This is a genomic window from Bifidobacterium pseudolongum subsp. globosum (genome assembly GCF_000741295.1).
In the GTDB taxonomy this organism is placed as follows: domain Bacteria; phylum Actinomycetota; class Actinomycetes; order Actinomycetales; family Bifidobacteriaceae; genus Bifidobacterium; species Bifidobacterium globosum.
In genome coordinates, this window is record NZ_JGZG01000006.1 from 20,489 (window position 1) to 33,970 (window position 13,482).

A 13,482-nucleotide genomic window follows, 5' to 3' on the forward strand; every position below is an offset into this window, starting at 1 on the left:
TGCTGGGTACACTCGAGCGGGAGCGCGCCGATGAACCAGACGCCCACTGCAGGTGCAGGGGCGCCCGGGGTGCAGGGGAACGCACTGCACTGGCTGCGCGGCACAACTGAACCACCGGCATGCGTGGGCGGGCACACATGCGCAATGCGAATCCAAAGGAGCAATGCACATGGGCGCCAACAGCGACCCCCACACCTCAGCAGACGCATACACCGCACGCACACCCGCCGTGAGCTACCGGCCGATGGAATGGAACGACCTCGACACCGTGGCCGCGTGCTTCGACCGCGTATGGCCACAGGGGCCCGCGCTCGCCGGTACGCCGACCGCGCTGCTTGTGGCCCGCTACCTGACCCTGCACTATCTGGAGCAAAGCACATGGTCGAACGTGGCGGTCACGGCCGAAGGCGACCTCGCGGGCATCACGCTCGCCCGCGTGGTGGGCCAGCCCACCATGTTCCCGCAGGCGCATGAGGAGTTCCTGCGCACGCGCGCACTGCTGCTCGCCGATCCGCGCGGCGCCGCGACCGTCACGATGTTCGAAGATGGGTTCTTCGTGCGCGAAGGCATCCTCGAAGAAGACAGCGATGTGACCGCCACCACGCAGGCGGAGCTCGAACTGTTCATGGTCAACCCCGACGTGCGCGGGGCCGGCGTCGGCGGCGCGCTGTGGCGCCAGCTGCTCGCCGCCCTGCGGTCGATGGGCGTGCGCGCGTTCTTCCTGCACACCGATTCGAGCTGCGACTTCGGGTTCTACGACCACAAGGGGCTGAGCCGCGTGGCCGAGCGCCTCGCCGCCGACCATCCGGAAGACGCGGATCTGGCGCCCGGCATGAACACCGACGACCAGTTCATCTACCGCGCCGACCTTGCGAGCGGCGCGTTCCGCGGCACGCAAGGCGAGGTGTGCGGCGCATGAGCACAACCACCGCAACGCGTTCCCCATACGCGCGCATGTTCGCGCTGCCCGGCGCCAAGGCGTTCTGCCTGTCGGCCGCCCTCGCGCGCTTGCCGATGAGCATGATGAGCCTCGGCATCGTGCTCGCGCTCAACCACCTGTACGACAATTGGACGATCGCCGGGTCGATGAGCGGCGCGTACATCCTCGCCGTCGCGGCCGTCACGCCGTTCTACGCGCGCCTGTTCGACCGCTTCGGCCAGCGCAAGGTGGGCCGCACCGCGCTCGCCGTGCAGGTCGTGGCGATGCTCGTGTTCGCGTTCAGCGCGCTCGCCCGCGTGCCGATCCCGCTGCTGTTCGTGCTCGCGCTCGTCATGGGCGCCACGCAGTTCTCGTTCGGCGCGCTCGTGCGCACACGCTGGACGTACCTGCTCGAACGCACCGGCAACATGGACCTGCTCAACACGGCCTATGCGCTCGAATCGGCGATCGACGAGATCGTATTCATATTCGGGCCGATCCTCGCGGCCACGCTCGCCATCTCGGTGCACCCCGTCTCGCAGCTGTTCGTGCCCACCGCCGCGTGCGCGATCGGCGGGGCGGTCTTCTTCTCGCTCAAACGCTCGGAGCCTCCCGTGTTGCGCGCTGTGGCGACGACCCCAGTGGCGTCCGACGACATGGAGCTGCGCATCGCGCGCGGCGAATTCGACGACGCCGCGCAGCGCGGCGGCGCGCCGCAGGATTCCCTGCGCAAACGCAACTCGCTCGCCGCGTCGTCGCGCAAGGCGACGCGCAACGTGCTGCTGTACGCCGGCATCCTGCCGCTCATGCTCACGTTCATCTGCTTCAACATGAGCTTTACGACCTTCGACGTGTCGATCACGGCGGCGATGGAACACGACCATCTCGACCAGTTCCTCGGCCTGCAGCTCGCGATGATCGCCGTCGGCTCGTGCATCGGCGCGCTGTATTTCGGCTCACGCCAGCACCGCGGCCCGCATTGGCGCCGCATGATCGTGTGCCTGGCAATCCTCGTGGTCGGCTTCGCGTGCATGCGCTGGACGATGGGCAACTACTTCGTGCTCGGCGCCGTCGAACTGCTCTCGGGTCTCGTCGTCTCGCCGCTGTTCGCCACCGGCAACCTCATCGTCAGGGAGACGGTGCCGGAGCAGTCGCTCACCGAAGGCCTGTCGTGGCTCACAACAGCAGGTCAGATTGGCGCCTCGCTCGGCTCACTGCTCGGCGGTGTGATCCTCGACCACATCGACGCCCACGCCGGCGTCATGATGACGTGGGTGTACACGGCCGCCGCGATCCCCTTCGCCCTGCTCGGCTGGTGGGTGTTCACGCGCAAGAACGCCGAGCGGTGATGGCCGCGGGCGGCTGCCCCCAGACACGCACAGCCATGTGAGGCGCCCATGGTGGCAGCTGGTGGCTAGCCCCCAGACACGGATGGACACGTGAACCGCCAGTGATGGCAACTGGTGGCTATGTGCTAGACACGCACAGCTGTCCGGCACACAATCGATGGTTGTTGGTGTCTACCCACTAGACATGGACGGACATACTCAATGCTTCCTTCTAGCTACGGATAGTGCTTCCTTCGCTTTTTTGGGTTCCATAGTTCTTTTCCGGGTTTTGCGTTTCTCATCTTTGTGCCTGAATCCGCTGGAAACCGCGTGGAGCGCGTTCGCCGGCCACTGCTGCTCACCCCCGCCGCTACACTGGACGGTGGAACAAGCCGCAAGAAGCAACCACAACCAGAAAGCTGATGCATCATGATTCGAGTTTCGGTAGTAGGGGCCAAAGGCCGCATGGGATCGCACGTCGTGGCCGCGGTGGAAGGCGCCGCGGACATGCAGCTCGCGCTCGCGCTCGACGCCGGCGACGACCTGACGGCGATCAGCCCGCAGAACACCGACGTCGTCGTCGAGTTCACCGTGCCGTCGGTCGCGCTCGGCAACGTGCTCACGCTCGTCAAGCAGGGCGTCAACGTCGTCGTCGGCACCACGGGCTGGACCGAAGACAAGCTCAACCAGGTCTCGGCGGCGCTCACCGAAGCCGGCAACCCGGACCAGAGCGTGTTCATCGCGCCGAACTTTGCGATCTCCGCCGTGCTCGCCGACCACTTCGCGCGCGTGGCCGCCCCGTATTTCGAATCCGCCGAAGTCGTGGAGCTGCACCACCCGAACAAGGTGGACGCGCCGAGCGGCACCGCGATCCACACCGCGCAGGGCATCGCCGAGGCGCGCGCCGCGGCCGGTCTGGGCCAGGTGCCCGACGCGACTGAGACCGACGGCGGCTCGCGTGGCCAGGTCATCGACGGTGTGCATGTGCACGCCGTGCGCCTGCGCGGCCTCAACGCGCACGAAGAGGTGCTGTTCGGCAACGCCGGCGAACAGCTCACGATCCGCGCCGACAGCTTCGACCGCATCTCGTTCATGCCCGGCGTGCTGCTCGCCGTGCGCAACGTGGACGGCGCAGGCCACCCGGGCCTGACGGTCGGGCTCGACAAATTCCTCGACCTGTGATCGACGCCGTAGGGCGTGCGCCTGTGGCGGGGTGCCCGCCGGCGCACGCCCATCGGTGCGTAAGTTGATGCGCATACGCTCAACTTGCGCACTTTCCCCAACGCTGAAGAGACGTTTTCGGCGTCCTAACCCAACAGTACCGTTGCACGTATGACTGACGGAACCATGCACCTTCTTGACCCAGCCCCGTTCGGGCGCATCCTGCCCGCGATGGTCACCCCGATGAAGTCCGACGGCGCGGTGGATTACGACGCCGCGCAGACGATCGCCCGCCAGCTGGTGGCCGACGGCGCGGACGGCATCGTCGTCAACGGCACGACCGGCGAATCGCCCACCACGCACATGGACGAAAAGGTCGAGCTGGTGCGCGCCGTAAAGGACGTAGTGGATGTGCCGGTCATCTCCGGCGCCGGTTCCAACGACACCGCGCATACCGTGCGCATGGTCGAGCAGACGCAGGAAGCGGGCGCCGACGCGGTGCTCGTGGTCTGCCCATACTACTCGCGCCCCTCACAGCAGGGCATTTTCTACCATTACCGCGCCGTCAACGAGTCGGCGGACAAGCCGATCATCGTCTACGACGTGCCTGGGCGCACCGGCGTGCGCATCTCGCTCGACACATACTGCCACATCTCCGAACTCGACCATGTGTGCGCCGTCAAGGACGCGACCGGCGACATCGCCGGCGCCGTGCGCAAGCGCCTCGAAACCGGCCTGACGTGGTATTCGGGCGACGACGCGCTCTTCCTGCCGTTCCTCTCGATCGGCGCCGTCGGCATCATCTCGGTCGTGGCGCATGCCGCCGCCGGCCCGCTGCGCGATCTGGCCGACGCCTTCGACCGCGGCGATGTGCACCGCGCGCAGGCGCTCGCCAACCGCATCGCCCCCGCGATCGACGCGATGAACGGCACCGGCTTCCAGGCCGTGATGGCCAAGGCCGCGCTCAACGTGCGCGGTCTGCTCGAATGCACCGAGATGCGTCTGCCGAATGTGGGCCCGAGCGCCGAGCAGATCGACGTGGTCAAGGCCGGGCTCAAGGCGTCCGGGCTGCTGTGACACCCAATGGCCGCGCGTGCCCGCGGCCGCACTGATTCCTTGCCGTCCGCATAGGCGGACGGCACTTATTGAAGAAAACGAAAACACCATGACAGAAACACAAGAACAAACGCCGCGCAAACACGTGCGCGGATCGAAGAAGAAGACGGCCGCCAAGGCAAGCGCCAAGACCACCGCGAAGACGGCCAAGTCGGGTGCCAAGGCAACCGCCGCGCGCAAGCGCGCCGGCAAGGGCGCCAACACCACGCCGCAGTACGGCGACAACGCCGCCAAGGGCAAGAAGCTCGCCACGTCGGACACCAACGATACCAACCGCATCGCCCCGCCGAAGTACCGCAAGGGCTCGATGCGCATCGTGCCGCTCGGTGGCCTTGGCGAAATCGGCCGCAACATGAACGTGATCGAATACAACGGCCACATCCTGCTCATCGACTGCGGCGTGCTCTTCCCCGAAGAGGAGCAGCCGGGCGTCGACCTGATCCTGCCCGACTTCAACTACATCAAGGACCGCCTCGACAAGGTGGATGCGCTCGTGCTCACGCACGGCCACGAAGACCACATCGGCGGCGTGCCCTACCTGCTCAAGCTGCGCAAGGACATTCCGCTCATCGGCTCCAAGCTGACGCTCGGCTTTGTGGAGGCCAAGTGCAAGGAGCACCACATCGAGCCCGAGACGATCCAGGTCGAAGGCCGCGACAAGCTCAAGGTGGGCCCGTTCAACCTCGAATTCGTGACGGTGACCCATTCGATCCCCGACGCGCTCGCCGTGTGCGTGCGCACGCCCGCCGGCTCGCTCATCGACACCGGTGACATCAAACTCGACCAGCTGCCGCTCGACCACCGCGTCACCGACCTGGTGGAGTTCGGCAAGCTCGGCGAACAGGGCATCGACCTGCTCATGATGGATTCGACGAACGCCGAAGTGCCCGGATTCGTCAAGCCCGAGACCTCGATCGGCCCGGCGCTCGACCAGGTGTTCGCCACCGCCACGCGCAAGATCATCGTGGCGAGCTTCTCGAGCCATGTGCACCGCGTGCAGCAGGTGGTGGACGCCGCCCACAAGTACGGCCGCAAGGTCGTGTTCGTCGGCCGTTCGATGGTGCGCAACATGGCCATCGCCGCCGACCTGGGCTACCTGCACCTGCCGGAGGACACGGTGATCGACCTGAAGAAGGCCAAGGATTACCCCGACAACAAGCTCGTGTACATGTGCACCGGTTCGCAGGGCGAGCCGATGGCCGCGCTCGGACGCATCGCCGACGGCAACCACCGCGACATCACGATCAACGAGTTCGACACGGTCATCCTGGCCAGCTCGCTGATCCCAGGCAACGAGCACGGCGTGTACAAGGTGATCAACAAGCTCGTGCAGCTCGGCGCGCGCGTCGTCAACCGCGACAACGCGGCCGTGCACGTCTCCGGCCACTGCAACGAAGGCGAGCTGCTGTACATGTACAACATCGTCAAGCCGAAGAACGCGATGCCGATCCACGGCGAGAACCGCCACCTCGTGGCCAACGGCCTGATCGCCGTCAAGACCGGCATCGAGCCGGAGAACGTGGTGCTGGCCGAAGACGGCGATGTGGTCGACCTCTACCACGGCAAGGCCGCGATCGTCGGCTCCGTGCCGTGCGGCTACATCTACGTGGACGGCGATTCGGTGGGCGAGCTGACCGACGACGAGCTCGAAAAGCGCCGTATCCTCGGTTCCGAAGGCTTCGTCTCGTGCTTCGCGGTCGTGGACACCGACGTGAAGGACGTGATTTCGGGGCCCAAGGTGTATCTCAACGCCGTGGCCGAAGACGAGAAGTCGTTCGAAAAGGTGCGCCACCAGATCGTCGAGCAGCTGCAGGACGCGATGATGGGCGGAACGAAGGACGTGCACAAGCTGCAGCAGATCATGCGGCGCACACTCGGCAGCTGGGTGGCGCGCGAACTGCACCGCAAGCCGATGATCGTGCCCGTTGTGGCGGATGTCGCGGCCGACATGGAGAGCATGGAGACATACTCCGACTGAAGGCGGCACGCCGGCGCGCACAGGTTACAGACCGTGCGCGCCGGCGCTTTGCGTGGAAGAACCATCAAGAAGAACCTACGGGAAACAGAACAGAAGACAGTGAGGAGCCAACCATGCCGGGAGCGAATCTGACCCGCGTCGAAGCGGAAGAACGCAAATCCATCGTGCAATACCCCATCCACTACAGTGTGGACCTCGACCTGACGCAAGGCGACACGACCTTCGTCTCCACGTCCACGATCCAGTTCGGCGCCAAGGCGGGGGAGAGCACGTTCCTCGACCTCATCGCCGACGAGGTGACGTCGGTCACGCTCAACGGCGAGTCCGTGGATCCGGGCGAGGTGTTCGCCGACAGCCGCATCGCTCTCAACAACCTGCGTGAGCGCAACGAGGTCGTCGTCACCGCCGTGTGCCGCTATTCGACGACCGGCGAGGGCCTGCACCGCAGCGTGGACCCCTCCGACGGCAATGTGTACCTGTATTCGCAGTTCGAAGTGCCGGACGCACGCCGTGTCTACGCCGTGTTCGACCAGCCCGACCTCAAGGCCGTGTTCAAGTTCTCCGTGCTCGCGCCATGCTCGTGGATCGTCACGTCGAACATGCCGGTCGAAAGCACCGAAGACACCGGTCAGATGACGCTCGACGGCACGCTCGGTACCAAACCCGCCGAGCACGCCAAGCGCTGGACCTTCGCGCCCACGCCCACGATGAGCTCGTACCTCACCGCGATCTGCGCCGGCCCGTACGCCGAATGGCACACCACGTACCAGAACGAGGACGGCCGCACGATCCCGATGGCGCAGTACTGCCGCCAGTCGCTCAAGGACGACTTCGCCAAAGACGTGGACTACCTGTTCGACATCACCAAGAAGGGCTTCGCGTTCTACGCGAAGACGTGGGGCGTACCGTACCCGTACGCGAAGTACGACCAGATCTACGTGCCGGAATACAACGCCGGCGCCATGGAGAACATCGGCATGGTCACGATTCGCGACTCGTACGTGTTCTCGTCGAAGGTGACCGACGCGCTCGCCGAACGCCGCGTGGTGACCGTGCTGCACGAGCTCGCGCACATGTGGTTCGGCGACTATGTGACGATGAAGTGGTGGAACGACCTGTGGCTCAACGAGTCGTTCGCCGAGTTCACCTCCACGCTCGCCACCGCCGAAGCGACCGAATGGCACGACGCGTGGGCCACGTTCTGCTCGGGCGAGAAGAGCTGGGCGCTCAATCAGGACCAGTTGAGCACCACGCACCCGATCGTGGCGCCGATCAACGACCTCAACGACACCTACGTGAACTTCGACGGCATCACCTACGCCAAGGGCGCGTCCGTCCTGAAGCAGCTCGTGGCCTACGTGGGGCGCAGCGAGTTCTTCGAAGGCATCAACCACTACCTGTACCGCCACGCGTACTCGAACGCGACGCTCAACGACCTGCTCACCGAGCTCGAAGGCACGTCGGGCCGCGACCTCAAGACGTGGAGCGCGCAGTGGCTCGAACAGGCGGGCATCAACACGATCGCCACCGACCTGCACACCGCGCAGGACGGCACGATTAGCGAGCTCACGCTGCACCAGTTCGCACCCACCGACCACCCTGTGCTGCGCGAGCACCGCCTCGCCGTCGGCTTCTACAACGAGGACGAGGAGAGCGGCAAGGTCGTGCGCACCGACCGCATCGAACTCGACGTGGACGGCGAAGCGACCACGGTCACCGAAGCCGCCGGCAAGCCGCGCCCGCAGTTCCTGCTCACGAACGACGACGACCTGACGTACACGAAGCTGCGCTTCGACGACGAGTCGCTCGCGTTCGCCACCGCGAACCTGTACCGGTTCGACGACGCGCTCGCCCGCGCCGTGATCTGGCTCGCGCTGTGGGACATGACGCGCGACGGCGAGCTCGCCGCCTCCGACTTCATCGGCACGACGCTCAAGCTGCTCTCCACCGAGACGGAGTCCACCACGTTCCGCTATGCGCTCGCGTGCCTGTCCACGACCGTGTGGCACTACACCGACCGCACCAAGCGCGCCGCGATCGCACAGCACACGGCGCAGGCGCTGCTCGACCTAGCCAAGCAGGCCCCCGCCGGTTCTGACATGCAGTTCCAGCTCATCAGCGCCTACCTGACGTACGGCGTCGAAGGCGACAGCGCGTTCGCCGACACCGTGCGCGGACTGCTCAGCGGTTCGCTCGTGCTTGAAGGCCTGGAGCTCGACAACAACTTCCGCTGGTCGCTCGTGCGCGCGCTCTCGTCAATCAACGCGATTGACGAAGCGGACATCCAGCAGGAGCTCGAGAGGAAAGACACGACCGAGAACCGCGAATTCGCGCTTGCAGCCCGTGCGGCGCGCGCGACTGCAGAGGCGAAGGCGTGGGCGTGGAACGAAGCGATCCACGACGAAGTGCTGACCAACGCGCAACTCGAGTCGGTGGCCGGCGGATTCGCCTCCACACCGAGCCAGGAGCTCGCCGAGCCGTATGTCAAGGAATACTTCGACAGCGCGGAATGGATCTGGAACCACAAGACCTTCCACATGGCCGAGGCGCTGCTTGAGGGCCTCTACCCGCGCTACGCGGACCCGGCCACGCTTGTGGAGCTGGGCGACAAGTGGCTCGCCTCGCATGCGGATGCGGACAACGCGCTGCGCCGCCTGATCAGCGCCAACGTGGAAAGCTCGCACCGCACCAAGATGGTGGCTGACTTCAATGCTTCGCTCAACGACGACATCGATGAGTGACGAAAGGCGATAGTCACAAGCGCTACCGATGTTGGGGCCTGTACCGTCCATGACGGCACAGGCCCCAACTGCATTGTGGCTGGGGCACAGTCGTTCCCGGTACCATGGCCCCAGCCCATCGCAGCATTCCAGTATGCTGTCAAAGAAAAACAAATCATTGGGTGCTGTGTGAAACTGTTGGTCCATTACGCTGGCAAAGTACTTTGTGGAGCACAAGAGGATAAGGAGAAGGAATGACCGGGCCACAGCCGCCGTATGGGGTGCCCCGGTTGGGGAAATGGGCGCTGTGGATTGGGTAGGCGATTCTGCTGCGGCTGCTGTGGGGGTTCTTCATGCGCCCAGACGCCGGAACGCGGCAGTGACCGGGGCGCCCCGCCCGTTTCGCTCGCCATCGCAAAGGCTGAACGGTGCAGTAGAATCGTGCACGTGTGGTCCGGCCGCATGGTATGGCAGGGCCTGTTTGATGCATAAGTGAGGACGATATGCCACGTATGTTTGGAACCGATGGTGTTCGAGGGCTTGCCAACCGCGATCTGACCGCCCAGCTCGCGCTCGATCTGGGCGATGCGGCGGTGCGCGTGCTCGGCAGCGACAGCGCGCGCCCGGAGCAGCCGACAGGCCGGCGCCGCGCGCTGATCGGACGCGACACCCGCGTTTCGGGCGATTTCCTCTCCAACGCGCTCGCCGCAGGCATGAGCGCCGGCGGCTTCGACGTCATCGACGCGGGCATCATCCCCACGCCGGGCGTCGCGTACCTGACGAGCGTGCTCAACGTGGAGATGGGCGCGGTCATCTCCGCCTCGCACAACCCCATGCCGGACAACGGCATCAAGTTCTTCGCGCGCGGCGGCTTCAAGCTGCCCGACAGCAAGGAAGACGAGGTCGAAGACGTGCTCGGTCAGGACTGGGACCGCCCCACCGGCGCGGGCGTCGGCCGCGTGAGCCATGACTCGAACACCGCGACCAACATGTACATCGACCATCTCGTGGCCACGATCGCCCCGATCGTCGACGGCACGCAGACCAAGCCGCTCAAGGGTCTGCGCGTCGTGGCCGACTGCGCGAACGGCGCGACCTCGGTCGTGGCGCCCGAGGCGCTGCGCCGTGCGGGCGCCGACGTCGTGGTGATCAACGCGTCACCGGACGGCTACAACATCAACAAGAACGCCGGATCCACCCACCCCGAGCAGCTGCAGGCCATGGTCAAGGCCTCGCAGGCCGACCTGGGCGTGGCCTTCGACGGCGACGCCGACCGCTGCCTGGCGGTGGACGAAGACGGCACGCTCGTCAACGGCGACCAGATCATGGGCATTCTGGCGCGCGCCAAGCAACGCGAAGGCAAGCTCAACCACAACACGCTCGTCGTGACCGTGATGAGCAACCTCGGCCTCAAGCTCGCGCTCAAAGACATGGGCATCACCACCGTGCAGACCAACGTCGGCGATCGTTATGTGCTCGAAGAGATGCTCAAGGGCGACTACTCGCTCGGCGGCGAACAGTCGGGCCACGTCATCAACCGTGAATTCGCCACGACCGGCGACGGCACACTCACCGCACTCACGCTGTGCAAGGAGGTCGTCGATTCCGGCCGCAGCCTCAAGAGCCTTGCCGCGGACTTCCCGCAGCTGCCGCAGCAGCTCATCAATGTGCCGAATGTAGACAAGATGGCCGCCAAGACCAACAAGGCGGTGCTCGCGGCCGTCGCGCGCGAAGAGGAACTGCTCGGCGACACCGGCCGCGTGCTGCTGCGTCCCTCCGGCACCGAACCGCTCGTGCGCGTGATGGCCGAGGCCGCCACGCAGGAACAGGCGGACGCCGTGACCGCGCGTCTGGCGCAGGTCGTGGCCGACGAGCTCGGGCTGTGAGCGCACAGTAGACATACCTCATATAGTAGGAGAGAAGGATACGGATGTTCGGATCACACAAGCGCGTCGACATGGCGCTCAACAGGGACGTGGAACGGCTGCTCAAATCCGCCGACCACGGCGTATTGCCGATCGTCGAGGCCGGCGAGCCGGTGCTGCGCGCGCAATGCGTGCAGTACGACGGCCAGTTGAGCAAGCACACACTGCACAAACTCATCGAGACGATGCGCACCACGATGCTCGCAGCACCGGGCGTCGGGCTGGCGGGCCCGCAGATCGGGCTGAACCTTGCGCTCGCCGTGGTGGAGGACCATGCCGACGGTGACGACGACCCGCGTGAAATCGCGGAGTTCCCGTTCCATGTGATCATCAACCCCGCCTATGAGCCGGTGGGGGAGGAGACGCGCTCGTTCTACGAGGGCTGCCTCAGCGTGGAAGGCTACCAGGCGGTGCGCAAGCGCTGGCTCGACATTGTGGCCCACTGGCACGACGAGGAAGGCAACCGCCACGAGGAACGCCTGCATGGCTGGCCTGCGCGCATCTTCCAGCACGAGACCGACCATTTGAGCGGCGAGTTGTATATCGACAAGGCGGAGATCCGCTCGTTGACGACCGTGGAGAACCTCGAAGACTTCTGGTGCGAAGACCCGGTGCCCACGCAAGCCGCGAAGGAGCTCGGATTCGACCTCTGATCGCTGCAAATCCCTCCTGCCGCCATATCACGGCAGGAGGGATTCTGTTATGTTTGGGCCGGAAAATGTCGGTCAAGGCGCGTATATTCCCGTGGCCACCACGTCGCTTATTGGTCAGAGGTGCAACAATCAACCGGATACCGACGGCGGAGTTTGTTTGTAGGGTGAAAAACATTCACATTCCTCGCATAAGAGCATGAATTTACGTTTTTTCCACAACGCCTGCAGTGTATTATGCCTTGATTGAAACAGTAAGGTCCGCATTTTTTCCGGTTCTATCGTGAAAGCGTATCCGATAAGAGGCACTAAGGAACGGTCATGACAGAACTTACGGATCAGCAGCGTGCCATTGTGGACAAAGCGAGCCGCGACGACATCAATGGTTGGCATTACCTGCACGTGGAAGGCGAACCCTACGAAATCGGGTTCCAGCACGGCTACCTACTCACCGACGAGTTCCGTGACGCCATCCGTGTCTACACATACATGACGCTCGAAACGCTCGGCATGGACTATTCGTTCTTTGTGGAACAAGCCGTGAAGCTCCATCAGGCGCACATCGAGCAGGAATACCTCGATGAGATGCAGGGCATGGCTGACGGATTCACCGCCGGCGGGTTCCCCACGACGCTCGGCGACATCATCGGCTGGAATGCATGGATGGAACTGACCGGCTACTGGTGGCCGCAGGTCGCTGCGCAGTACTCCAACAACCCGCCGGCGGGCCCCAAGGGCTCCCATTGCTCGGGCTTCGTGGCCACCGGCTCCGCCACGGTGGACGGCCGGCCCGTCATCGCCCATGAAAGCTTCGACGATTTCTGGAGCGGCCAGTACTTCAACGTGTGCGAAGAAGTGGTGCCGGCCCACGGCAACCGCTTCAAGATGCAGACCGTGCCGGGCTACATCGATTCGATGACCGACTTCTACGTCACCTCCGCCGGCTTGGGCATCACCGAGACCACAATCGCCGGCTTTATGGGCTACGACGTCAACGGCATACCCGAATATGTGCGCTCGCGCAAGGCCACGCAATACGCCAATTCGATCGACGAATGGGTCAACCTTGCGAATCAGGGCAACAATGGCGGCTACGCCAACATCTGGCTGCTCGCCGACACCAAGAATGGCGAGATCGCGCGCTACGAGCAAGGCCTCAAGCATCAGGAGCTGCTGCGCACGACCGACGGCTTCTACTATGGCTGCAACGCGTGCCACAACCCGCGCATCCGCAACCTCGAATGCGTCGACAACGGCTACAACGACGTGCGCCAGCAGACTGGCGCGCGCCGCGCCCGGTTCGAACAACTCATGCCGCAGCTTGCGGGCACCATCGACGACGATGTGGCCAAGCGCATCCTGGCGGACAAATTCGACCCCTATCTGGGGTACATCAACGCATGCTCGCGCAACATCTGCGCGCATTACGACGTTGATCCGCAATACTACGCCGACGATCCGCACGGTGTGTGGAATGTGCCGTTCTTCCCGGGCGGCTCGTGCGACGGAAAATGCGCCAGTGCCGAAGACATCGAGGCACTGCGCATGTGGGGCATCTTCGGACGCGCGGACGGCGAGCCGTTCGACGCGGATGAGTTCATGGCACAGCACCCGCAATGGAACTGGCAGCGCGGTTACCTGTATGACCGCCCGAGCCAGCCGTGGACGCTGCTCGACTGAACGCC

9 protein-coding genes are annotated in these 13,482 nt (G+C 64.7%); all 9 read left to right on the plus strand.

Translation table 11 applies throughout. The annotated features are described in order from the left end of the window. Positions 1 to 169: 169 nt before the first annotated feature. The 9 genes from BPSG_RS05240 (at position 170) to BPSG_RS05280 (ending at position 13,477) form a co-directional block, all read left to right on the plus strand. The gene (locus BPSG_RS05240; protein ID WP_051592002.1) at positions 170 to 919 is read left to right on the plus strand and encodes a GNAT family N-acetyltransferase; all 750 of its coding nucleotides are present in this window, start codon (positions 170 to 172) and stop codon (positions 917 to 919) included. Beyond that, positions 916 to 2,268 carry an MFS transporter gene (locus BPSG_RS05245; RefSeq protein WP_026643637.1) on the plus strand — a complete coding sequence of 451 codons (1,353 nt, stop codon included), beginning with the start codon at positions 916 to 918 and terminating at the stop codon, positions 2,266 to 2,268. The genes BPSG_RS05240 and BPSG_RS05245 overlap by 4 nt, the downstream gene beginning before the upstream one ends. Before the next feature lie 408 nt (positions 2,269 to 2,676). Further along, entirely contained in the window at positions 2,677 to 3,429 is a 753-nt protein-coding gene (dapB, locus tag BPSG_RS05250) for a 4-hydroxy-tetrahydrodipicolinate reductase (protein ID WP_026643636.1), read from the plus strand. A gap of 150 nt (positions 3,430 to 3,579) precedes the next feature. Then, complete coding sequence (gene dapA / locus BPSG_RS05255) at positions 3,580 to 4,485, plus strand: 4-hydroxy-tetrahydrodipicolinate synthase (RefSeq protein ID WP_033502335.1); 906 nt, start codon at positions 3,580 to 3,582, stop codon at positions 4,483 to 4,485. An 88-nt stretch (positions 4,486 to 4,573) separates the two neighbouring features. Beyond that, on the plus strand, positions 4,574 to 6,502 hold the full coding sequence (locus tag BPSG_RS05260; protein WP_033502334.1) for a ribonuclease J: 1,929 nt from the start codon (positions 4,574 to 4,576) through the stop codon (positions 6,500 to 6,502). 113 nt (positions 6,503 to 6,615) lie between these two features. After that, entirely contained in the window at positions 6,616 to 9,243 is a 2,628-nt protein-coding gene (gene pepN / locus BPSG_RS05265) for an aminopeptidase N (protein WP_026643634.1), read from the plus strand. A gap of 482 nt (positions 9,244 to 9,725) precedes the next feature. Beyond that, a complete protein-coding gene (gene glmM / locus BPSG_RS05270) occupies positions 9,726 to 11,108 on the plus strand; it encodes a phosphoglucosamine mutase (RefSeq protein WP_026643633.1) in 1,383 nt (460 codons plus the stop codon). Between the two features lie 44 nt (positions 11,109 to 11,152). After that, complete coding sequence (locus tag BPSG_RS05275) at positions 11,153 to 11,800, plus strand: peptide deformylase (protein WP_022858694.1); 648 nt, start codon at positions 11,153 to 11,155, stop codon at positions 11,798 to 11,800. A gap of 318 nt (positions 11,801 to 12,118) precedes the next feature. Then, a complete protein-coding gene (locus BPSG_RS05280; protein ID WP_026643632.1) occupies positions 12,119 to 13,477 on the plus strand; it encodes a C45 family autoproteolytic acyltransferase/hydolase in 1,359 nt (452 codons plus the stop codon). Positions 13,478 to 13,482 lie beyond the last annotated feature (5 nt).

Bases quoted from the DNA above. Each gene is read 5' to 3' on its own strand.
- BPSG_RS05280 (WP_026643632.1), top strand. From the start codon at position 12,119: ATGACAGAACTTACGGATCAGCAGCGTGCCATTGTGGACAAAGCGAGC.
- BPSG_RS05275 (WP_022858694.1), top strand. From the start codon at position 11,153: ATGTTCGGATCACACAAGCGCGTCGACATGGCGCTCAACAGGGACGTG.
- BPSG_RS05245 (WP_026643637.1), top strand. From the start codon at position 916: ATGAGCACAACCACCGCAACGCGTTCCCCATACGCGCGCATGTTCGCG.
- pepN (WP_026643634.1), top strand. From the start codon at position 6,616: ATGCCGGGAGCGAATCTGACCCGCGTCGAAGCGGAAGAACGCAAATCC.
- dapA (WP_033502335.1), top strand. From the start codon at position 3,580: ATGACTGACGGAACCATGCACCTTCTTGACCCAGCCCCGTTCGGGCGC.
- BPSG_RS05260 (WP_033502334.1), top strand. From the start codon at position 4,574: ATGACAGAAACACAAGAACAAACGCCGCGCAAACACGTGCGCGGATCG.
- BPSG_RS05240 (WP_051592002.1), top strand. From the start codon at position 170: ATGGGCGCCAACAGCGACCCCCACACCTCAGCAGACGCATACACCGCA.
- dapB (WP_026643636.1), top strand. From the start codon at position 2,677: ATGATTCGAGTTTCGGTAGTAGGGGCCAAAGGCCGCATGGGATCGCAC.
- glmM (WP_026643633.1), top strand. From the start codon at position 9,726: ATGCCACGTATGTTTGGAACCGATGGTGTTCGAGGGCTTGCCAACCGC.